Origin of the sequence: Pseudoxanthomonas sp. CCNWLW251 (assembly GCF_037402255.1) — a bacterium.
Classification (GTDB): Bacteria; Pseudomonadota; Gammaproteobacteria; order Xanthomonadales; family Xanthomonadaceae; genus Pseudoxanthomonas_A.
The window spans coordinates 488,672-509,228 of record NZ_JBBEGA010000002.1 but is presented as its reverse complement, the minus strand read 5'-3'; the positions used below and the strand labels follow the sequence as shown (position 1 = coordinate 509,228).

Genomic DNA, 20,557 nt, shown 5'->3' with positions numbered 1-20,557 from the left:
CTGGGAGGATCGCATGGCATACGAAGACGTCTACCGGCGCTCGATCGAGCAGCCCGAGGCCTTCTGGGGCGAGGAGGCGAAGGCCATCCATTGGCACGTGCCGCCGCAGCAGATCCTCGACTATTCCCGTCCGCCATTCCGGAGCTGGTTCGTCGGCGGGCAGACCAACCTCTGCTACAACGCGGTGGACCGGCATCTCGCCGAGCGTGGCGACCAGCTGGCGCTGGTGGCGGTGTCCACCGAAACCGATGTCACGCGTGAACTGACCTATCGCGAACTGCATCGCGAAGTGAACGCGTTCGCCGCCGTGCTGAAGAGGCTCGAAGTCGGGCGTGGCGATCGCGTGGTCATCTACATGCCCAACATGGCTGAAGCGGTCTTCGCGATGCTGGCGTGCGCACGTATCGGCGCGGTGCATTCGGTGGTGTTCGGAGGATTCGCCGCGCATAACCTGGCGCTGCGGATCGACGACGCGCGCCCCAGGCTGTTGATCGCCGCCGATGCCGGCAGCCGCGGTGGCAAGGTCATTCCGTACAAGGCGCTGGTCGATGAAGCCTGCGCGAAGGCGGCCACGCCGCCGGCCAAGGTGCTGATCGTCTCGCGCGGGCTGGATGCCGCCGAACCGAAGGTGGCGGGCCGCGACGAAGACTACGCCGTGTTGCGCGCCGAGGTCGGCGACGTCGACGTACCGGTGGAGTGGCTGGAGTCGAACGAGCCGAGCTACCTGCTGTACACCTCCGGCACGACCGGCAAGCCGAAGGGCGTGCAGCGCGATGTGGGTGGCTATGCGGTGGCGATGGCGTTGTCGATGCGTACCGTGTTCGATGTCGGGCCGGGACAGGTGATGTTCTCCACCTCCGATGTCGGCTGGGCCGTCGGCCATTCCTACAACGTGTATGGTCCCCTGATCGTAGGCGCCACCTCGGTGCTCTACGAAGGCCTGCCGATCAATCCCGACGCCGGCATCTGGTGGGCCTTGTGCGAACAGTACGGTGTACGCACGATGTTCTCATCGCCGACGGCAGTGCGCGTGCTGAAGAAGCACGACATCGACTTCATCAAGCGGCACGACCTGTCCGAGCTGAAGTACCTGTTCCTGGCGGGCGAGCCGCTGGACGAGCCGACGGCGCACTGGATCACCGATGCGATCGGCAAGCCGGTGATCGACAACTACTGGCAGACCGAAACCGGCTGGCCGGCGCTGACGTTGCTGCCCGGGCTGGACATGAGACCGGTGCGTTTCGGTTCGCCCGGGTTCCCGAACCTCGGCTACAGGATGAAGGTGATCGACGAGGCCACGGGGGAAGAAGTGGGGCCGGGCCAGAAGGGCGTGCTGGTGATGCAACCCCCGCTGCCGCCGGGGTGCATGACGACGATCTGGAACGACGACGCGCGATTCCTGTCCAGCTACTTCAGTCATTTCAAGGAACTGTTGTACAGCTCGCTGGACTGGGCGATCCGCGATGAGGACGGCTACACCTTCATCCTTGGCCGCACCGACGATGTCATCAACGTGGCTGGCCATCGGCTGGGCACGCGCGAGATCGAGGAGTCCGTCTCCGGGTTCCACGCGGTCGCGGAGGCTGCGGTGATCGGTGTCGCGGATGAACTGAAAGGGCAGGTGCCGGTGGTGTTCGCCACGCTGCGGCAGGCCACCGACGAGCCGCACGAGCGCGTGCAGGCGGCCGACGGCATGCGTCGCATGGTGGAGCAGAGCCTCGGCGCGGTCGCGCGTCCGGCGCGGGTCTACATCGTCAACGCGTTGCCGAAGACACGGTCGGGCAAGTTGTTGCGGCGCTCGCTGCAGGCGCTGGCGCAGGGCGCCGATCCCGGCGATCTTTCCACGCTGGATGACCCGAATGCGCTGGAAGAGGTGAAGCGCGCGCTGCTGCGCGGGCCCGAGGTCGGCAGCTGATGCAGGTCAGCGGGCCGGCGGCGCAGGCGTCGCCGGATCCACGCTGCCATCCAGTGTCCACACCACGTCGCGGCCCTGCGGGTCGCGACTCAGCACGAAGCGTGCGGTCGCGCCGGGCGTGAGCGGCAACGGTGACCGCGCCTCTTCGGCATCGTCGTCGTTGGCTTCGATGACCGTGCGGTCGCCGGCATGCCCCGGGATCGGCACGATGAACAGCCCGCGCGCGTCGATGCTGCGACGTGCCTTCTTCGTGCCGAGGTCGCCCACATCGGCAACGGCACCGTCGGTTTCCGTCAGGGGATTGCGGAAATTGACCAGCAGGTCGGCGCGGGCGGGTGGGCGTCCCGGTACGGATAACGTACCGCCGCGCACCAGCAGGTCCGGCCATACATCGCCATTCTCCGGCAGGTCGCGGTACAGCGCGGGCGGCACGCCGGCATGGCTGCCGCTGGCGATGCTGTCCAATGCCGCGACCAGGCCGAGGAAGTACAGCTTGCGCAGGCGCTGCTTCTGCACATCGCCTTCGATGCCGCCGGCCTCGATCAGCACGGTGCTGGTGCCCCACTGCGTGGTGAGGTCGCCGAACGCCCGTGGATCGAACGTTTCATCCCAGCGCGCGATGTGGCCGGCGAGATAGGGCTCCAGCGCGGAGCGGATGACGCCGGCCACCTCGATGGCGCGCGTACGCACATCGTTGACATCGGCTGCGTGGTTGTACGGCGGCGACAGCAGCGCGATGGCGGTGCCGCGGTCGGAATCGCCGGCACGATAGCCCACGCGCTGGTCGTGCAGGTTGAAGCCGTACATCGGCCTCACCTGGTCGTGCAGCGCCTTCAGCGCGCGCGCTTCGGGTGTTGCCAGCATCCGCGCATCACGGTTGATGTCGATGCCCTGTACGTTGCGGCGCTGGAAGCGGGCGGCACCATCGGGATTGACGATGGGAAAGACGTGCAGCGTGGTATTCGCCTGCAGCTGCTTCACCAACGGATGGTCGGGGTGTTCGCCGAGGAAGCGGAACAGGTCTGCGAGCGCCATCGACGCCGTGCTCTCGTCGCCGTGCATCTGCGACCACAGCAGTACCGTCTTCTTGCCCTGGCCCCAACGAACATGTTGCAGCGGACGGTCCTCCACGCTGCGGCCGATCCCGTCCACGCGGAAGCCGCGTCGCCGCTCCAGCAACGGTGTGGCGACCGACCACCAGTGTTCCGCAGTGAAGGTGCGGTCCTCCAGTCCGGCCACGCGCAGTTCGGCGTCGTACAGCGCATCGAGTGCGGGCAGCCATGCGGGAGGCGGCGGCACGGGTGTGGACACCGTGGCCGGCGGGGACGGGTGATCGGTGTTCCGGGCGATGGTGTTCGGCGTCATCATCGTCAGCAGCAGGCACAGGGCAAGGGCAGGGCGCATCGCGGCAACAGGAGGAAAGCAGGCCAGGGGAGGGTCCCCGTATGCGCGGGTGATGTCAAACGCAGGCGTGCATGCATGGCGGGCAGATCATGGCGACGTTGCTGGCGGTGTCACGCCTGCATAGCGTGCGCGCGGACGGATCAGGCGCCCCTGTGCCTGCTGTTCCAGTGCATGCGCCAGCCAGCCCGCCAGGCGTCCTGCGGCGAACATCACCAGGGCCGGCGTGGCTGGCAACCGGTTGAGATGGCAAAGCGCGGCGAGCATGAAATCGATGTTCGGGCGCAGGCCGCTGACGTCCTCGGTGGCGAGGATGAGGTTTTCCAGTGCGGCCATTTCACGCGTGCCGGCATGGCGCTCGCGTGCGCGCGCCAGCAGTTCGGCACCACGCGGATCGCCCTGCGGATACAGGGCATGGCCGAAGCCGGGCAGGTCGTCGCCGCGCTGCCAGCGTTCGGCGATGAATGCGCGTGCGGACATTGCCTCATGTGCATCGCTTATCAGCGCATACGCGCGAGCGGTGGCACCGCCGTGGCGCGGGCCGGACAAGGCGGCCAGCCCACTGCATACCGTCGCGTGCAGGTGCGCACCGGTGGATGCGACCACGCGTGCGGCGAACGCGGAGACATTGAGTTCGTGGTCCGCGCAGACCACCAGTGCGGCGCGCACGAGTTCGGCGAAGCCGTCATCGCCGGGATGCCAGGCCTGCGCCAGTACGCGGTGCACCGGTACGTCCGACGGCGGCTGCGCGACCAGCAGCGCGGCGTTGTGGCGCAGCAGGCCGGCGGCGATCTCGTGGCGCACGAGCGGCGCGGAACTGAAGGAATGGCGTACCTCCAGCGCGAGCAACGGGATGGCGGCCATCGCGCGCTCCAGTGGAGGCAGCAGGGTGTTGGCGGCGAGCGGCGCGACCACATCGGGCCATCGGGTCAACGAAGGGGCCGCGAAAGGATCCTCCGCGCTGCAGTCCCACAGGTGGCGGGCCACGTCTTCCAGCGTGGCGCCCTCGTGCACCATCGCGATCGCCGAGCGGCCGCGATAGTAGGGGCCATCGGGTCGGATCAGCGAGATGCGCGTCTCCAGCACCGGCAGCCCGCGGTCCAGGCTCTGGGCGGCGCCACGGGCCGCGCCACGCCCCACCTGCTTGCGCTGGGCCAGCCGTTCCACATCCTGGCGCAGGTACAGGCGGCTGCGATGGTCCTTGCCGGGGCGGGACTCCAGCAGGCCGCGGCTGACGTAGGCGTACAGCGTGGCGCGGCTGATGCCGAGCAGGCGGCAGGTATCGCGGGCGGACAGCAGATCGGTGGCGGCGGCCATGCGGAAATATTGATTCGTTCGATCAAGATTGATCAACCTGGCGGATGGTGCCAGATTTGCGGCCCGAAGAGGGGCGTACCATTCGCGCACCTCTGGCGTCCGGCGATCACGCCGGGCAGGCACGCTGATCGAGAGGAGTCCCGTCGCATGAGCCACCCGACCGCAGGCGCCAAGTTCCGCGCCGCGCTGGCCGCCGAATCGCCATTGCAGGTGATCGGTGCCATCAACGCCAACCACGCCCTGCTGGCCAAGCGCGCCGGTTACAAGGCGATCTACCTGTCCGGCGGCGGCGTCGCCGCAGGTTCGCTGGGCCTGCCCGACCTGGGCATCAACACGCTGGAAGATGTGCTGATCGACGTGCGCCGCATCACCGATGTCTGCGACCTGCCGCTGATGGTCGACATCGACACCGGCTTCGGTCCCAGCGCGTTCAACATCGAGCGCACGGTGAAGTCGCTGATCAAGGCCGGCGCGGCCGCGTGCCACATCGAAGACCAGGTCGGCGCCAAGCGCTGCGGCCATCGTCCGGGCAAGGAAATCGTGTCGGCCGGCGAGATGGTCGACCGGGTGAGGGCCGCCGCCGATGCGAAGACCGATCCGGACTTCTTCCTGATCGCGCGCACCGACGCCATCCAGGTCGAGGGCGTGGACGCCGCCATCGAGCGCGCCATCGCCTGCGTCGAAGCCGGCGCGGACGGCATCTTCGCCGAGGCCGCCTACGACCTGCCCACCTATCAGCGCTTCGTCGACGCGGTGAAGGTGCCGGTGCTGGCGAACATCACCGAGTTCGGCAAGACGCCGCTGTTCACCCGCGACGAACTTGCTTCGGTCGGCGTTGCGATCCAGCTGTATCCGCTGTCGGCGTTCCGCGCGATGAACAAGGCGGCGGAAAACGTCTACGAGGCGATCCGCCGCGACGGTCACCAGAAGAACGTGGTCGACACCATGCAGACCCGCGAGGAACTGTACGACCGCATCGGTTACCACGCCTTCGAGCAGAAGCTCGATACCCTGTTCTCCGCAAAGAAGTAGCCCCGGCCCTTCTCCCGCCGGGAGAAGGTGGCGCGAAGCGCCGGATGAGGGTGCGGCGAAATCCGGATGGCTCCGACCTCACGGACTCTGCCGAACCCTCGCCCCAACCCCTCTCCCAATGGGAGAGGGGCTCCAAATCAAGATGAGGAGTATGAAGATGTCAGAGAGCGTTCCCTTCAAGCCCAAGAAGTCCGTCGCCCTGTCCGGCACCGCTGCCGGCAACACCGCGCTGTGCACCGTCGGCCGCACCGGCAACGACCTGCACTACCGGGGTTACGACATCCTGGACCTGGCCACCACCAGCGAGTTCGAAGAGGTTGCCTACCTGCTGGTACACGGCAAGCTGCCCAATCGCGCCGAGCTGGCTGGCTACAAGGCCAAGCTGAAGTCGCTGCGCGGCATCCCGGCCGCGGTGAAGGCCGCGCTGGAAGAGCTGCCGCCGTCCGCGCACCCGATGGACGTGATGCGCACGGGCGTGTCCGTGCTGGGCTGCGTGTCGCCGGAGAAGGACGACCACAACCACCCGGGCGCGCGCGACATCGCCGACAAGCTGATGGCCTCGCTGGGCTCGATGCTGCTGTACTGGTACCACTGGAGCCACAACGGCCGCGCCATCGATGTCGAGACCGACGACGACTCCATCGGCGGGCACTTCCTGCACCTGCTGCACGGCGAGAAACCGAAGGACAGCTGGGTGCGTGCCATGCATACCTCGCTGATCCTGTACGCCGAGCATGAATTCAATGCCTCCACGTTCACCTGCCGCGTCATCGCCGGCACCGGCAGCGACATGCATTCGGCCATCGCCGGCGGCATCGGCGCGCTGCGTGGCCCGAAGCATGGCGGCGCCAACGAAGTCGCGTTCGAAGTGCAGAAGCGCTACGAGACGCCGGATGAAGCCGAAGCCGACATCAAGGCGCGCGTCGAGCGCAAGGAAGTGGTGATCGGCTTCGGTCACCCGGTCTACACCGTCGGCGACCCGCGCAACGGCGTGATCAAGCAGGTCGCGAAAGACCTGTCGGCCGAGCAGTCGAACATGAAGATGTACGACATCGCCGAGCGCCTGGAGTCGGTGATGTGGGACATCAAGAAGATGTTCCCCAACCTGGACTGGTTCAGCGCCGTCAGCTACCACATGATGGGCGTGCCGACGGCGATGTTCACGCCGCTGTTCGTCATCGCCCGCACCAGTGGCTGGAGCGCGCATGTCATCGAGCAGCGCATCGATGGCAAGATCATCCGCCCCAGCGCCAATTACACGGGGCCTGAGGATCTGGAATTCGTTCCGCTGGACCGGCGCTGATCGAAGCCGAACCCGCGTGGCACCCACTTCCGCTCTCCCGCTTGCGGGAGAGGGCAAAGGGTGAGGGCGTCTTTACACGGGCCCGGAAGACCTGGCCTTCGTGCCGATCGACCAGCGCTGAGCCGTTCCGGCGCGCAGGGCAGGGCCGTTTCGACGCAGGTCGGGCGGCCCCGTGTCGTTTGTGTGACCCGTGTGGCAGCCCGGAACAGGTCGGCCGGGTTACTACTTGCGGTCGCAAGGGGTGCGTCGCAGCGAGCGGGAGGGGCCCGCCGCACGATGCTGGGGGACGCCATGCAGACCATGTGGTGCAAGACCGACGCCGGACGCAACGAGATCCAGCAGCGCACGCGCAAGCTGCCGGCGGGGTTGCGTTCCATCCTGTTGCTGGTGGATGGCCAGCGCAACGACGAAGAGCTGCGCGCGATGATGAGCGGGCTGCATGCACCCGACGACGCGCTGCAGCAGTTGGCAGCCGACGGATTGATCGAGCGGCGCTCGGGCGCGGCATCGCTGCTTGCCGCCGTTGCCGCGCCGAAGGCCGACGACGGGGTGCAGGCGACGACGATGACATCCGCCGAGCGCTACAACCTGCTCTACGCGCGGATCACCGAAGACATCCGTTCGCACATCGGGCTGAAGGGCTACTTCCTGCAGCTGAAGGTAGAGCGCTGCGCCGACGCGGACGAACTGGCCGCACTGCTGCCCGACGTGGCCACGGCGCTGACGAAGGCACGCGACCATACCTTCGCCACGCGTTGGCTGGAGGATGTGCGCGCATCGATGGCTTGACGCGCGCGCGTCGAAGTCACGCCAGGCCTTCGGCCTTCAAAGCGGCCTGCACGCCGGCATCGGCGTCCATCCGTTGCTTGAATGCCGCGATGTTCGGCAGCCCCGAGAGGTCCACGCCGGTGCGTGCGGCCCACCGCAGCGTGATGTAGAAGTAGGGGTCGGCGAAGCTGCGGAAGCCGGCCAGCCAGTCGCGTCCTTCCAGCTGTTTCTCCGCGCTTTCGAACAATCCCCGCAGGCGCTTGCGTGCCGCGTCCTTTACTTCGTCGAATCGTGCCTCGTCGCCGATGAAACGCGCCGGCCCGAACAGCGGATGGAAGGCCGGGTGCAGATCGGAATTGACGAACGAGAGCCAGCGCGCCGCCTGCGCCCGCTGCTGCGGCGAGCCATCGCCGGCGAGGTGTGCCTGCGGATAGGTGTCGGCGATGTACCCCATGATCGCGGCGTTCTGGGTCAGCACGAAGTCGCCGTCGACGATCGCCGGTACCGCGCCGGTGGGATTGATCACCAGGTACGCGGGCTCCTTCATCTCGGCGGCCGTCATCACCTGCACCTCGAACGGCTGGCCGGTCCACTGCAGCGCGATGTGGTCGGCGGTCGAGCAGGCGCCGGGCTTGGTATAGAGCTTCATGCGGGTGTCCAGGAAAAAGAAAGGCCCGCGATTATCGCGGGCCTCGGATGCATGCAGCGTGGTGTGGGGTGCAACGGATCGTCGCGTTTGATGTGACGTATCGCGGCGGTCAGCCCTCTCCCCGTGCCCTCTCCTCGAGAGAGGGAAAGTAGGTGCCATGCGGGTTCGGCTTCGGCGAGCAGATCGACGCGTTGGGCGTTGATGCTTCGGAAGCGCCTGTTGCTAGGTGCGGGGCTTGAGCTTCTGCACGCGCAGGAACGTGTGATCACCGATGGTGGCCACGTGATACGCATTGCGCCAGCTCGGGCTCGCGATCTGGTGCGCCATGAAGTGGCTGGCGCCCGGCACGATCTCCTTGCGCTGCCCGGGCGGCAGGGCCCAGTTGCGCTCGGCGTTCAGGGCCACGCTGACCGACTTGGCCCAGGCGTCCGGGTTCTTCAGGCGGGTGTTCGGGCCCACGATGGTCGGGGCGAACTGCTTGCGGGCGGTGACCACGGAGCAGACCGAGTCACCCCACAGGCCACTGTCACGGCGTCGCAGGGCGACTTCGGCGACGGCTTGCTGCCCGCGGAGGGTCTGGTCGCGGGCTTCCAGGTACACGGTGGTGCTGAGGCAAAGCGAATCGGCGGCCGGCTGCGGCAACATCTGCGACAGCCATAGGATCCAGGCCAGTTTCATGGGAACTCCTTGCTCCGTCTTTCCCGCGCCCCTGCCTCTCCCGTTACGCAGGGAAGGACATCGATGGGACGGCGGCTAGGGCGTCATGGGGAGGCAGCCTTCACACGGGCTGCCCGGGGACCGGCAAGGCCGGACCAGAAGGGTCCGAGCGCCGGGCTCAGCCCGCTTGAACTGGGCGGCGGGCCGGAAAGTGGGCGCAAGGTAGGGGGAGGCGACCCAACTCGGCCTGAACGGGTCGGCTTGACGGACGGGGTGCCGGTCTGGCTGGAAAGTGTGAGGCGTGTCGCACCGGCGAGGCCCCGGCGGCGCGGAAATGCGCCCGGCCAGGCCTCATCACCCGCTGCCCAGCGCAGGTGGGTGCCTGCGGGATGTCGTGCCGTCGTGGGTGCTCCGCCGGCCAGCGGCCGGCGCGTTGCTAAAGGCTGGCGGCCAGCCGGCTCCCCTGGTCGATCGCGCGCTTGGCGTCCAGCTCGGCGGCCACGTCGGCACCGCCGATCAGGTGGGGCGCCCGCCCCGCAGCGATGAGGTCCGCCTGCAGTTCGCGGCGCGGCTCCTGGCCGGCGCAGACCACCACATGGTCCACCGGCAGCAGGTGCTCCGCACCGTCCACCTTGATGCGCAGTCCCGCGTCGTCCACGCCCAGGTACTCCACGCCACCGAGCATCTTCACCTGCTTGGCCTTCAGCGTGGCCCGGTGCACCCAGCCGCTGGTCTTGCCCAGGCGCGCACCGGGCTTGCCGGGGCTGCGTTGCAACAGCCAGACCTCGCGCGCGGGCGGCTCCGGGTGGGGTCGGGCCAGGCTGCCGCGGGTCTCGAAGGCGGGGTCCACACCCCATTCGGCCATCCAGCGGGCAGGATCCAGCGACGGCGAGGGGCCGTCGTGGGTCAGGTATTCGGCCACGTCGAAGCCGATGCCCCCGGCGCCGATCAGCGCCGCGCGCGCGCCCACCTCCACCCGCCCGGAGAGCACGTCCACGTAGCTGACCACCTTGGCGTGGTCGGCACCGGGAAGCGCGACCTGGCGCGGGGTGATGCCGGTGGCCAGCACCACCTCGTCGAAGCCGTGCAGGTCCGTGGCGCTGACCGGCGTGGACAGTTTCACGTCCACCCGGGTTTCTTCCAGCCGGTGGCGGAAATAGCGCAGCGTTTCGTGGAACTCTTCCTTGCCGGGAATCTTCTTGGCGTAGTTGAACTGTCCGCCGATCTGGTCCGCCGCGTCGAACAGGGTCACCCGATGGCCGCGTTCGGCCGCGACCGTGGCGCAGGCCAGGCCGGCCGGGCCGGCACCGACCACCGCGATGCTCTTCGGCGCGAAGGTCTTGGTGTAGTTGAGTTCGGTTTCAGCGCAGGCGCGCGGATTGACCAGGCAGCTGGCCATCTTGTTCTCGAAGACATGGTCCAGGCAGGCCTGGTTGCAGGCGATGCAGGTGTTGATGGCCTGCGGCGTGCCGGCGCGGGCCTTGGCTGCCCACTGCGGATCGGCGAGCAGCGGGCGTGCCAGCGACACCATGTCGGCCTTGCCGGCGGCCAGGATGCTTTCGGCGACCTCCGGCATGTTGATGCGGTTGGTGGCCACCAGTGGCACGCGCACGTGCGGCTTGAGCTTGGCGGTCACGTCCACGAAGGCCGCGCGCGGCACCGACGTGACGATGGTCGGCACGCGCGCCTCGTGCCAGCCGATGCCCGAGTTGATGATGGTGGCGCCGGCGGCTTCCACTGCCTTGGCCTGCGCGACGATCTCGTCCCACTGGTTGCCGTCGTCCACCAGGTCCAGCAGCGACAGGCGATAGATCAGGATGAAGTCAGGCCCCACCGCCTCGCGCACGCGGCGCACGATCTCCACCGCGAAGCGCATCCTCTTCTCCGGCGTGCCGCCCCAGGCGTCGTTGCGCCTGTTGGTGCGCGGCGCGGTGAATTCATTGATGAAGTACCCCTCCGAACCCATGATCTCCACGCCGTCGTAGCCGGCGTCGCGCGCCAGCTTCGCCGCATTGGCGTAGGCGGAAATCTGCCGCTCGATGCCGCGGGCCGACAACGCGCGCGGGGTGAAGGGGTTGATCGGTGCCTTCAGCTTCGACGGCGCTACCGTGAGCGGGTGGTAGCCGTAGCGGCCCGCATGCAGCAACTGCGCGCAGATCTTCGCGCCGTGCTCGTGCACCGCCGCGGTGACGAACTTGTGGGGGCGCGCCTCCCAAGGCCACGACAGTTTGCCGCCGAACGGTTTCAGCCAACCCACCAGGTTGGGCGAGAAACCACCGGTGACGATCAGACCCACGCCCCCCGCCGCGCGCTCGGCGAAGTACGCCGCCAGGCGCGGGAAGTCCTTGGCGCGGTCTTCGAGGCCCGTATGCATCGAGCCCATCAGCACCCGGTTGCGGACCGTGGTGAAACCCAGGTCCAGCGGCGTGAACAGGTGGGGGTAGGGCGAGGGGGCGTTGGCGATGGCGGTCATGCGGGCGGTGGATACGCTTGCGTATGGAAGAGGTAACGATGCCGCGACAAGACGCCCGGCGCAAGACGGCGCGGGCCAGGTCACGACCGGCATCCCTGGCGCGAAGCAGGGCACAGAGCCGGCCGGCTTGCAAGAGTTGTCCCGCCCCGCAGGCTCGGGGACCATAGGGTCCCCAGGTTCCCGGGCCCTCATGGACGCCGCAACACCGCCCCTGCACGACTACCTGCGCGCCGGCTTCGCCGCCGTGGACCTGCCGGACCTCCATCCCCTGCTCGGTGCCCGCGACCTGTTGCGGGCTTTCTCCACGCTGTTCCATGGCGGCGAGGAGAGCGTCATGGTGCGCCTGCTGGTCCTGCGCACCCTCGGCGAGCGCGGCGAGGCGCCGGACTGGTCGCCGCAGGAATTGCGCGACCAGTTCGCCTACCTGGATCCGGTCAAGTTCGACACCGTGCTCGGACGCCTGCGCGAGAACGATCTGCTGTTGTGGGACGGGGCCAGCCAGCGCTACCGCATCAGCCCGATCGGCCGCCAGGCACTGGCCTCGATCGGCCTGCTGCTGCAGTTCAACCGCGAAGGCGACGAGCTCGCCTACGTCACCGCGCAACTCGCCGCAGGCCAGGCCATGGGCCGGGTGGGCGCCGACGACCTGCAACATCTGTTGTCCCGGTTGAATGAACTGCGCGAGGACTTCGACCAGGCGGTGCTGAGCGGATCCGAACACCGCATCCAGCGCGCCGCCGACACGCTGCAGTCGGTCTGGCAGTGGGTGGAGAAGGGCACCGAACTGATCCGCGACATCGCCGCCGACGGCGAACTGGATACCGCCACCCACCGCGTCGCCCAGCAGATCGGCCGCGCGCAGAGTGCGCTGCTGCGGCAGGCGTCGGTGTTCCAGCGCGCGCTCAATCAGCTGGATCGTCATCGGGTGCATCTGGGGGCCAGCGGGCTGTCGTCGTCCGACGTCAACCGGTACCTGCGTGCGCTGGATGCCCAGGCGCTGGCGACACTGGCCGACGACGTGCTCATGCATGTGCCCCAGCCGGTGTTCGCACTGGGCCCGATCGCGCTGGACGTGGCCGAGTACGAACTGGTCGAGCGCGAACGCGCCGCGCAGGATGACGCGACGCTGCCGCCCTCGCAGGCTGCGCCGGTGGATACCCACGTGCCGGTGGCGCAGAACGAGTACGTGCACGCCGAGCAATGGTTCGACCAGTTGGCCGCCCTCGACGCCGAGGCACCGTTGTCGGACTGGGTGCCGCAGGACGGCTTCGCGCTCAGCGCGTACCGCCTGTCCCTGCTTGGCCTGATCGGCGACGCCGGCGCGGAGAACCGCCATGGCATCACCGCTTCGCTGGCGCAGCTGCCGATGCAGTGGCACGTAGGTACCGAGTTCGAACCCGTCCAGCGTGCCGGCGTGGCTTACATGAGCCGTGGCCGGCTGCTGCCGCAGACCCCCGGGGTGCCGGCACAGCCCGGGCCTCTCCGCAACAAGAAAACCCGCACCGCATGAATGACCCCATCGCTTCCCTGATCGCACGGCTGCTGGCCGAGCGCTGGCTGCCGCGCGAGGACCGCGCCGTGCGCCAGGTGCTGGTCGACGCCGAACTGCGCGACGACCTTGATCGCCGCCTCGCCGCCGCCGGCCTGCGCCTGCTTGAGCATCCCTATGCAGCGCATGTCGCCGTCGGCGTCGCGCGCGCGCAAGAGAGCGACGTCTACGGCCATGGTGACGCCTGGGCCGCCAGCAACCTCTCGCTGGGGCGAGACACGATCGCGCTGCTGGTCGTGCTGTGGGCGCTGCTGGTGCTGCCCAAGCGTCAGCGCCAGATCGCGCGGCAGGAAGGCGAGCGCCAGCATGAGCAGGAGCAGATGTTCGCCGAGCTCAAGCCGGTGCCGGTGGGTGCGGAGCTGGTTGAACCGGTCAACGAACGCACGCTGCTGGCCGACTTCGCCGACAGGCTCGGTGGCAAGGGCCGCTTGCAGATGAACCTCGGCACGCTGCACCGGCATGGCTTCATCGTGCGTCGCCGCGAGCGCATCCACGAAGGGCCGCTGCTCGACCTGGCTTTCGATTACGAGCGCATTGCCAGCCGGGTGATGGAGGGCGCGCTGGCGCAGGTGATCGAGGAGGCGCGTGCCTCGCAGGCGAATGCGCCCGAGGTGCCGCCGGACGAGAGTGTCGATGAAGTGAACGAGGAGCAGGCCGATGTTTGAGTTCCGCAGCCTGGAAGTCGTCCACTGGGACTACTGGCAGCGCTACACGCTGCCGCTGGATGCCTCCATCATCACCGTCGTCGGCCCGAACGGCTCCGGCAAGACCACGCTGCTGGACGCGCTGCGCACGCTGCTGGCGATCGACGATCGCGACATGGCGCGCGACTACAAGACCTACCTGCGCCACAACGGCAAGCCGTATGCCTGGTTGCGCGCGGTGGTGAGCAATCCGGTCGACCGGCGCGGCAAGCGCGCGTTCTTTCCGCACATGGACGAGCAGGTGACCATCGCCTGCCGCATCCGCAAGCGTGGCGGTGACTGGTCGCGCGACTACCAGATCGTCGCGGGCGACGTGCCGGTGGAGACGCTGGACCAGGGCGGCGACTGGCTGGGCGTGCGCGACTATCGCGTGCGGCTGGCGGGTGCCGGCCTGAGCCGCGCGATCTGTCGCGTGCTGACGCTGGAGCAGGGCGCGACCGACAAGCTGTGCCAGCTGTCGCCGCGCGAACTGTTGCAACTGGTGTTCGACGTGTTCGAGGACAAGGCGGTGCTGGACGACTACCAGCGTGCCCGCAACGAACAGTTCGACGTGGAGAAGGAGATCGGCCAGTTGCAGCAGGGACTGGCGGAACTGCATGTCAGGCTGGAGTCGTCGCGCGCGGACGTACGGTCGTTCGAAGACGGCCTGTCCCTGCGTTCGCAGCGCAACCGTCTGCAGACCGAGATCGCCCCCAAGGTGGAGCTGGCCGACCTGCGTGCCACCATCGAAGGCGCACGGCCACGCCTGACCGGCCTGCGCCGCGCGCTGCGCGAGCGCGAACGCGCCCACGCGAACCTGCTTGCCCAGGAGGTTGCCGCACAGCTGCAACGGGACCGTGCCGCTGCCGAGCTGACCGGGACGCGCGCGCAGCTCAGGCAGGCGGAAGCGATCTTCACCCAGGCGCGCGACCACGCGCGCGATGCCGAGTCACTGGGGCGACGCCATGACGAACTGGCGAAGCTGCAGGCCGAGCGCGGCGGTGCCGACGTGGAGGCATTGAGCCGTGAACTGGAAGATGGACGCCGTCGCCAGGCCGAACTGAAGCTCGAAGCCGAACGCGACCGCCAGCGCAATGGCGAGATCGCCGCCCAGGTCGGCGCGCTCAGTGGCGGCGGCCGGGTGGTCGAACCGTTCGAGCGCGAGTTCCGCGCGGCACTGGATCGCCAGGGCATCGCGCATCGCGTGCTCACCGAGATGGTCGATGTCGTGGATGCGGACTGGGCGGTCGCGGTGGAGGCCGTGCTGGCACCCTACCGCCACCTGGTGCTGCTGGATCACCCGAAGGACGCCCGCGAGGCCTGGCGGCTTGGTGAACAGATGCAGTATCGCCACTTCGTCGTCGCCGATCGCGCGCCGGTGGAGAAGGCGACGAAAGGCTCGTTGCTGGAGGTCGTGCGGTTCTCCGGCGACCCGCCAGCATGGCTGCCCCGGCATCTCGACCGCATCCAGCGCGTTGCCGATGTCGAGGCCGGCCATCGCCTGCCGAAGGGCCAGGACTGGATCACGGCCAAGGGCTACCTGCGCGAGCAGCGCGGCGCTCGCCATGTCGGCGGCGGCGCGCATCATTTCGGCGCCGGTGCACGGCAGGCGCAACTCGTGTCGTTGCGTGCGGAACACGCGATGCTGCTGGACCGTGCGCAGGTGCGCGAGGACGCACTGGCCACGTTGCGCAAGCAGCTCGACGCCGCGCAATCGCGCCTGCTGGGGCTGGATGCCGGGCAGGAACTGGTGACGCGTGCGGCGGAGTTCGCCGATGCCATCGAGCGCCTGCCCGCGCTCGCGGACGCAGCGGCCGTGGCAGGCGCTTCGCTTGCCGAGGCGCGTGCACGCCTGGATGCCCTGGAAACACAGGACAAGGTCGAGGGCATCGCGGCGGCAAGCCGTGCTGGCGAGATCAAGGCGCTGGCGATTGAGGTGCGTGAGCGCGTTCAGCAGATCGACCAGGAGCGCATGGCGCTGGTACAGCGGATTCTCGATTACCGTCGTCGCCGTGCGCAGATGCCGGTCGCGTGGCGTAGCGCGTCGGTGTTGCGTGCGGCGCGCGAGGAGTACGAGAGCGCCAGCTCGGTCCGTCGCGAACTGGAGCGGATCGAGGAGCGCATCGCGCGCGGGGGCTACGTGGAGGATGAAGGGTGCGTTGCGCTGCGCGACAAGTTCGCCGCCGACCATGCCGGGCTGGAAGCCGCCATCGGCAAGCGCGAGGCGCACCTGCATCGCGCACGCCGCCTGACGGAAGAGGCGCGCGGCGCTTACATCAATGTGCTGCGCGCCACGGTGCGTCGCTACAAGCGCAATCTGGCGGCGCTCGGCGAGCTGGCCGGCATCGGCGTGGATGCCGAGCTGCCCGAGCTGGTGAACGAGGACACCGCGTTGGCGCAGGCCGGCCTGACCGTGCGCTTCGACTTCGACCGCAAGGGCTGGATCGGCCTGGACGACGGCGAGGCCTCGGGCGGACAGCAGGTGATGAAGTCACTGCTGCTGCTGGTTGGTTTGCTGCGTGACGAGGAGCAACCGGGCGGCTTTGTCTTCATCGACGAACCGTTCGCGCATCTGGACGTGGCCAACATCGAGAAGGTCGGACGCTTCCTGCGCTCGACCGACGCGCAGTACATCCTGACCACTCCCATCACGCACAACGTCAACGTGTTCGAACCGTCCGACCTGGTGCTGGCCACCAGCAAGCGGCGCGCCGCCAGTACCTGGGCGGAGCCGGTCGCCGTACTGAAGCGCGACCGAGGCGGGGACGCCGTGGCGGCCTGACGCCGCCCCGCGTCGCCTACAGCGCTGGTCGCCGCATCCGCAGCAGGGCGATGCCCATTCCGACAAACAGCGCGCCGGTCGCGCGCTGCCAGTATCGGCCCCATCGGCCCGCAAGCCAGCGCCGCAGGCGGCCTGCAGCAAGTACGTAACACAGGTGCGAAGCCACCGTGCAGGCGGCGAACGTGGAGGTCAGCAGTAGCCCCTGCAGCCAGGGGGATGTCGCCTGGTGCATGAACTGCGGCAACAGCGCGGTGAAGAACAGGATGCTCTTCGGATTGGTGACCGCCACCATCAGTCCCTGCGCATACAGCTGGCATGCGTCGCGCGACACCGGGCCGGGAGCCGGCATGGTCACGAGCATGGATGGCGCGCGCCATTGGCGGACGCCCAGGTAGACCAGGTAGGCGGCGCCCGCCATCTTCAGTATCGCGAATCCCGTTGCGGAGGTGCGCAGCACGGCGCCCAGCCCAAGCAGTGCGGCCAGCGCGACCAGGAACACGCCGGTGGCATTGCCTGCCGACCCGAGCAGTGCGCGCCGCGCACCCTGCGTCGCCGTATTGGACACCGCCAGCAGCACCGCAGGGCCGGGGCTGAATGCCGTGGCCAGGCACAGCGTGCAGAACCACCACCACGCGCTCGTCGTCATCGTTGCGGTACCCGCATGGGCATCACCAGCCTGCGACCACCAGCTTGCCGATGGTCGTGCCGGACTCCAGCCGGCGGTGTGCTTCGCGCAGGCTGGCGGCATTGATCGGTGAAAGCGTCTGCGTCAGCGTGCCGCGCAGAACGCCGGCATCGACCAGGTCCGCCACGCGGTCCAGCAATGCACCCTGTTCGCCCATGTCGGCGGTGCGGAAGCGCGGGCGGGCGAACATCATTTCCCAATGGATGCCGATGCTCTTCGCCTTGTAGGGATCACCAATGCGCAGCTCGCCACGCGGTTCGACGATCAGACCGACATGGCCCAGCGGCGCCAGCAGCTCGCCGAGTTCGGTCCAGTAGCGGTCGGTGTCGGCCAGGTTCAACGCAGCGTTGAGGGTGTCCACACCCAGCGCCTTGAGTTGCGGGCCGAGCGGTTCGCGATGGTTGATCACGTGGTCGGCGCCCAGCGCCTTGCACCAGTCGATCGTGTCCTGTCGCGATGCGGTGGCGATGACGGTGAAGCCGGCGTGCTTCGCCAACTGGATCGCGATCGACCCCACGCCGCCGGCGCCGGCGATCACCAGCAACGACTTGCCCGCACCGCCGCCGTCCAGCGCGTAAGGCATGCGATCGAACAGCAGCTCCCACGCGGTGATCGTGGTCAGTGGCAGCGCGGCGGCCTGTGCGAAGTCCAGCGACGCGGGCTTGTGGCCCACGATGCGTTCGTCGACGAGCTGGAACTGCGCGTTGCTGCCGGGCCGGGTGATGTCGCCCGCGTAGTAGACGGCATCGCCGGGCTTGAATCGCGTCACTGCCTCGCCGACGACTTCAACCACCCCGGCGGCGTCGTAGCCGAGCACCTTCGGCTGTGCTTCGACCTGCGGTTTCGGCGAGCGTACCTTGGTGTCCACCGGATTCACGGAGACAGCCTCCACGCGCACCAGCAGGTCGTGGCCGGCGGGCGAGGGCGTGGGAAGTTCCACATCGGAAAGCGATTGCGGATCGTCGATGGGCAGGTAACGGGTAAGCGCGACAGCTTTCATGGGGCGGCTCCGGCATGTGGGGGAAAGGCTTGGACGGGCAACGGACTGCGTTCGGAGAAATGCCCGCGCCAGTACGGATAGTAGGGATACGGCGTCTCCACGGCGCTGGCAGCATCCAGGCGTGCGATCTGGTCGGACGACAGCTGCCAGCCGATGGCGCCCAGATTCTGTCGCAGCTGTTCCTCGGTGCGTGCGCCGATCAGCACCGTCGACACGGTGGGGCGCTGCAACAGCCAGTTGATGGCGATCTGCGGGATCGACTTGCCGGTTTCCCCGGCGACTACGTCCAGCGCATCGATGATGCGGAACAGGCGCTCCTGTTCCATCGGCGGCCCGATGTCGGCGGTGTCGTGCAACCGGCTGGTGGCAGGCAGCGGTTGCCCGCGTCGCAGCTTGCCGGTCAGCCGGCCCCAACCCAGCGGGCTCCACACCACCGCGCCCACTCCCTGGTCGATGGCCAGCGGCATCAGTTCCCATTCGTAGTCTCGGCCGACCAGCGAGTAGTAGGTCTGGTTGGCGACATAGCGCGTGTAGCCGTAGCGTTCGGCGACGCCCAGGGATTTCATCAATTGCCAGCCGGCGTAATTGGACACACCCAGGTACCGCACCTTGCCGACACGGACCAGGCCATCGAGCGTGGACAGCGTTTCCTCGACCGGCGTCAGCGCGTCGAAGGCGTGCAATTGCAGCAGGTCGAGGTAGTCGGTGCCGAGCCGCTGCAGCGACGCATCCACCGCCTTCAGCAGGCGGAAGCGCGACGCGCCGGCATCGTTGGGGCCTTCGCCCAGGCGCAGGCCGGTCTTGCTGGACAGGATGACCTGGTCACGCCGGCCTTTCAGGGCCGCGCCCAGGATCGATTCGGACGCACCGTCGGAATAGACATCGGCGGTGTCGAAGAACGTGAGGCCCGCGTCCAGGCTGATGTCGACCATGCGGCGCGCCTGCGCGGTATCGGTGTTGCCCCAGGCGCCGAACAGCGGCCCCTTGCCGCCGAACGTGCCGGCGCCGAAGCCCAGCGCCGAGACTTTCAAGCCGGAACGGCCGAGAAACCGGGTTTCCATGGAGGAGTCCTGATGAGGAAGGAGGAGCGGGTCAGGTGCCGGCGGCATCGCTGACGAGTAAGAGACGCTGGCTGCGGCGTTCCAGCCCCAGCGCCCACAGCGCAACGGCGAAGGCAGCTGCCGGCACCAGCGCGGCCACCCACGGCAGCGCCGACAGGCCCAGGCCTTGCGAGATCACCACGCCACCCAGCCACGCGCCGAGTGCATTGCCGAGGTTGAAAGCACCGATGTTGAGGCTGGATGCCAGGCTCTGTGCGCCGCTCGCTTTCTGCAGCACCCAGAGTTGCAGCGGTGACACGGTGGCGAAGGCGGCAGCGCCGAGCAGCCCGGTGAACGCGATCATTGCCCAGGGGCTGTGCAGCGCAAGCGTCATCGCGCCCATCACCAGCGCCAGCAATGCCAGCGTGCCCAGCAGGGCCGGTGCCAAGCGGCGGTCAGCGAAGCGGCCACCGAGCAGGTTGCCGACGATCATGCCAACGCCGAACACCAGCAGGATGGGCGATACCGCCGCATCAGTGAAGCCGGTCACCTGCGTCAGCAGCGGCTGGATGTACGTGTAGACGGTGAACATGCCGCCGAAGCCCAGCACCGTCATCAACAGGCCCAGCAGCACCTGCGGGCGCGCGACCACGCGCAGTTCGTCGCGGAACGGCAGCGGCATCGGCGCGCTGCGGTCGGCCGGCACCAGCGTCGCGATGATGACCGTAGCCAGCACGCCGATCGCGGTCACCGCCCAGAACGTCGCGCGCCAGCCGAACTGCAGGCCCAGCCAGGCACCCGCCGGCACGCCGAGCAGCGTGGCGACCGTGAGGCCGGTGAACATGATGGAGATGGCGGAGGCCTTGCGGTCTTCGCTGACCATGCCGGTGGCGACCACGGCGCCCACGCCGAAGAACGTGCCATGCGCCAGCGACGTGACCACGCGCGCGGCCATCAGCAGCTCATAGCTCGGTGCGAGCGCACAGGCGAGGTTGCCCAGCGTGAACACGACCATCAGCGCCACCAGCACCGCCTTGCGCGGCATCCGGCTGGTCGCGGCGGTCAGCAGGGGCGCACCGACGAACACGCCCAGCGCGTAGCCGGAGATCAGCAGGCCAGCGGCAGCGATGGATACGTGGAGGTCGGCAGCGACCTGCATCAGCAGGCCCATGATGACGAACTCGGTGGTGCCGATGCCGAAGGCACCGGCGGTGAGCGCATACAGACCCAGGGGCATCCGGGGGGCGGGGGAGGTGGCGGGAGGCATGGGGGCGTACGGGAGGAAACGGGGCGTGCAGCTTGC

General features: G+C 68.3%; 16 protein-coding genes. 7 read left to right on the top strand and 9 right to left on the bottom strand.

Features of this window, described 5'->3' with window-relative positions; translation table 11 throughout:
• Positions 1-13: 13 nt before the first annotated feature.
• Positions 14-1,915 (top strand): propionate--CoA ligase, encoded by a 1,902-nt coding sequence (prpE, locus tag WBN46_RS09315; protein WP_337731285.1) that lies wholly within the window; start codon positions 14-16, stop codon positions 1,913-1,915.
• Between the two features lie 6 nt (positions 1,916-1,921).
• Here the strand turns inward: prpE and WBN46_RS09310 are convergent, their stop codons facing one another.
• On the bottom strand, positions 1,922-3,319 hold the full coding sequence (locus tag WBN46_RS09310) for a M14 family zinc carboxypeptidase (protein WP_337731284.1): 1,398 nt from the start codon (positions 3,317-3,319) through the stop codon (positions 1,922-1,924).
• Between the two features lie 87 nt (positions 3,320-3,406).
• On the bottom strand, positions 3,407-4,633 hold the full coding sequence (locus WBN46_RS09305; RefSeq protein WP_337731283.1) for a citrate synthase family protein: 1,227 nt from the start codon (positions 4,631-4,633) through the stop codon (positions 3,407-3,409).
• Between the two features lie 147 nt (positions 4,634-4,780).
• On the opposite strand from WBN46_RS09305, the gene prpB reads away from it, so the two are divergent.
• The 3 genes from prpB to WBN46_RS09290 all read left to right on the top strand — a co-directional run bounded on the left by prpB (position 4,781) and on the right by WBN46_RS09290 (position 7,757).
• Positions 4,781-5,665 (top strand): methylisocitrate lyase, encoded by an 885-nt coding sequence (gene prpB / locus WBN46_RS09300; protein ID WP_337731282.1) that lies wholly within the window; start codon positions 4,781-4,783, stop codon positions 5,663-5,665.
• A 157-nt stretch (positions 5,666-5,822) separates the two neighbouring features.
• Positions 5,823-6,968, top strand: a complete 1,146-nt coding sequence (gene prpC / locus WBN46_RS09295) for a 2-methylcitrate synthase (RefSeq protein WP_337731281.1) — start codon at positions 5,823-5,825, stop codon at positions 6,966-6,968.
• Positions 6,969-7,259: 291 nt separating this feature from the next.
• On the top strand, positions 7,260-7,757 hold the full coding sequence (locus WBN46_RS09290; RefSeq protein ID WP_337731280.1) for a hypothetical protein: 498 nt from the start codon (positions 7,260-7,262) through the stop codon (positions 7,755-7,757).
• A gap of 16 nt (positions 7,758-7,773) precedes the next feature.
• Here WBN46_RS09290 and WBN46_RS09285 read toward each other — a convergent pair whose 3' ends face one another.
• The 3 genes from WBN46_RS09285 to WBN46_RS09275 all read right to left on the bottom strand — a co-directional run bounded on the left by WBN46_RS09285 (position 7,774) and on the right by WBN46_RS09275 (position 11,515).
• On the bottom strand, positions 7,774-8,385 hold the full coding sequence (locus tag WBN46_RS09285) for a glutathione binding-like protein (protein ID WP_337731279.1): 612 nt from the start codon (positions 8,383-8,385) through the stop codon (positions 7,774-7,776).
• A gap of 222 nt (positions 8,386-8,607) precedes the next feature.
• On the bottom strand, positions 8,608-9,063 hold the full coding sequence (locus WBN46_RS09280; protein ID WP_337731278.1) for a cell wall hydrolase: 456 nt from the start codon (positions 9,061-9,063) through the stop codon (positions 8,608-8,610).
• Positions 9,064-9,478: 415 nt separating this feature from the next.
• Complete coding sequence (locus WBN46_RS09275; protein WP_337731277.1) at positions 9,479-11,515, bottom strand: NADPH-dependent 2,4-dienoyl-CoA reductase; 2,037 nt, start codon at positions 11,513-11,515, stop codon at positions 9,479-9,481.
• 190 nt (positions 11,516-11,705) lie between these two features.
• Here WBN46_RS09275 and WBN46_RS09270 point away from each other — a divergent pair, with 190 nt between their 5' ends.
• The 3 genes from WBN46_RS09270 to WBN46_RS09260 are packed head-to-tail and all read left to right on the top strand — an operon-like array spanning position 11,706 to position 16,529.
• A complete protein-coding gene (locus tag WBN46_RS09270; RefSeq protein ID WP_337731276.1) occupies positions 11,706-13,025 on the top strand; it encodes a hypothetical protein in 1,320 nt (439 codons plus the stop codon).
• A complete protein-coding gene (locus tag WBN46_RS09265; RefSeq protein WP_337731275.1) occupies positions 13,022-13,729 on the top strand; it encodes a hypothetical protein in 708 nt (235 codons plus the stop codon). Before WBN46_RS09270 ends, WBN46_RS09265 begins: the two co-directional genes overlap by 4 nt.
• Positions 13,722-16,529 carry an AAA family ATPase gene (locus tag WBN46_RS09260; protein ID WP_337731274.1) on the top strand — a complete coding sequence of 936 codons (2,808 nt, stop codon included), beginning with the start codon at positions 13,722-13,724 and terminating at the stop codon, positions 16,527-16,529. Before WBN46_RS09265 ends, WBN46_RS09260 begins: the two co-directional genes overlap by 8 nt.
• Before the next feature lie 16 nt (positions 16,530-16,545).
• Here WBN46_RS09260 and WBN46_RS09255 read toward each other — a convergent pair whose 3' ends face one another.
• From WBN46_RS09255 to WBN46_RS09240, 4 genes are read right to left on the bottom strand one after another with little or no spacing between them, the layout of a single operon-like run.
• A complete protein-coding gene (locus tag WBN46_RS09255) occupies positions 16,546-17,175 on the bottom strand; it encodes a LysE family translocator (RefSeq protein WP_337731273.1) in 630 nt (209 codons plus the stop codon).
• A gap of 22 nt (positions 17,176-17,197) precedes the next feature.
• The gene (locus WBN46_RS09250) at positions 17,198-18,214 is read right to left on the bottom strand and encodes a zinc-binding alcohol dehydrogenase family protein (protein ID WP_337731272.1); all 1,017 of its coding nucleotides are present in this window, start codon (positions 18,212-18,214) and stop codon (positions 17,198-17,200) included.
• On the bottom strand, positions 18,211-19,275 hold the full coding sequence (locus tag WBN46_RS09245) for an aldo/keto reductase (RefSeq protein ID WP_337731271.1): 1,065 nt from the start codon (positions 19,273-19,275) through the stop codon (positions 18,211-18,213). Before WBN46_RS09245 ends, WBN46_RS09250 begins: the two co-directional genes overlap by 4 nt.
• Positions 19,276-19,306: 31 nt before the next feature.
• The gene (locus tag WBN46_RS09240; protein WP_337731270.1) at positions 19,307-20,521 is read right to left on the bottom strand and encodes an MFS transporter; all 1,215 of its coding nucleotides are present in this window, start codon (positions 20,519-20,521) and stop codon (positions 19,307-19,309) included.
• Positions 20,522-20,557 lie beyond the last annotated feature (36 nt).

What these genes read in the sequence shown, in the direction of transcription:
- WBN46_RS09240 (WP_337731270.1), bottom strand. Translation starts at nt 20,521, where the DNA reads ATGCCTCCCGCCACCTCCCCCGCCCCCCGGATGCCCCTGGGTCTGTAT.
- prpE (WP_337731285.1), top strand. Translation starts at nt 14, where the DNA reads ATGGCATACGAAGACGTCTACCGGCGCTCGATCGAGCAGCCCGAGGCC.
- WBN46_RS09255 (WP_337731273.1), bottom strand. Translation starts at nt 17,175, where the DNA reads ATGACGACGAGCGCGTGGTGGTGGTTCTGCACGCTGTGCCTGGCCACG.
- WBN46_RS09260 (WP_337731274.1), top strand. Translation starts at nt 13,722, where the DNA reads ATGTTTGAGTTCCGCAGCCTGGAAGTCGTCCACTGGGACTACTGGCAG.
- WBN46_RS09280 (WP_337731278.1), bottom strand. Translation starts at nt 9,063, where the DNA reads ATGAAACTGGCCTGGATCCTATGGCTGTCGCAGATGTTGCCGCAGCCG.
- WBN46_RS09275 (WP_337731277.1), bottom strand. Translation starts at nt 11,515, where the DNA reads ATGACCGCCATCGCCAACGCCCCCTCGCCCTACCCCCACCTGTTCACG.
- WBN46_RS09265 (WP_337731275.1), top strand. Translation starts at nt 13,022, where the DNA reads ATGAATGACCCCATCGCTTCCCTGATCGCACGGCTGCTGGCCGAGCGC.
- WBN46_RS09285 (WP_337731279.1), bottom strand. Translation starts at nt 8,385, where the DNA reads ATGAAGCTCTATACCAAGCCCGGCGCCTGCTCGACCGCCGACCACATC.
- WBN46_RS09270 (WP_337731276.1), top strand. Translation starts at nt 11,706, where the DNA reads ATGGACGCCGCAACACCGCCCCTGCACGACTACCTGCGCGCCGGCTTC.
- WBN46_RS09290 (WP_337731280.1), top strand. Translation starts at nt 7,260, where the DNA reads ATGCAGACCATGTGGTGCAAGACCGACGCCGGACGCAACGAGATCCAG.
- prpC (WP_337731281.1), top strand. Translation starts at nt 5,823, where the DNA reads ATGTCAGAGAGCGTTCCCTTCAAGCCCAAGAAGTCCGTCGCCCTGTCC.
- prpB (WP_337731282.1), top strand. Translation starts at nt 4,781, where the DNA reads ATGAGCCACCCGACCGCAGGCGCCAAGTTCCGCGCCGCGCTGGCCGCC.
- WBN46_RS09245 (WP_337731271.1), bottom strand. Translation starts at nt 19,275, where the DNA reads ATGGAAACCCGGTTTCTCGGCCGTTCCGGCTTGAAAGTCTCGGCGCTG.
- WBN46_RS09250 (WP_337731272.1), bottom strand. Translation starts at nt 18,214, where the DNA reads ATGAAAGCTGTCGCGCTTACCCGTTACCTGCCCATCGACGATCCGCAA.
- WBN46_RS09305 (WP_337731283.1), bottom strand. Translation starts at nt 4,633, where the DNA reads ATGGCCGCCGCCACCGATCTGCTGTCCGCCCGCGATACCTGCCGCCTG.
- WBN46_RS09310 (WP_337731284.1), bottom strand. Translation starts at nt 3,319, where the DNA reads ATGCGCCCTGCCCTTGCCCTGTGCCTGCTGCTGACGATGATGACGCCG.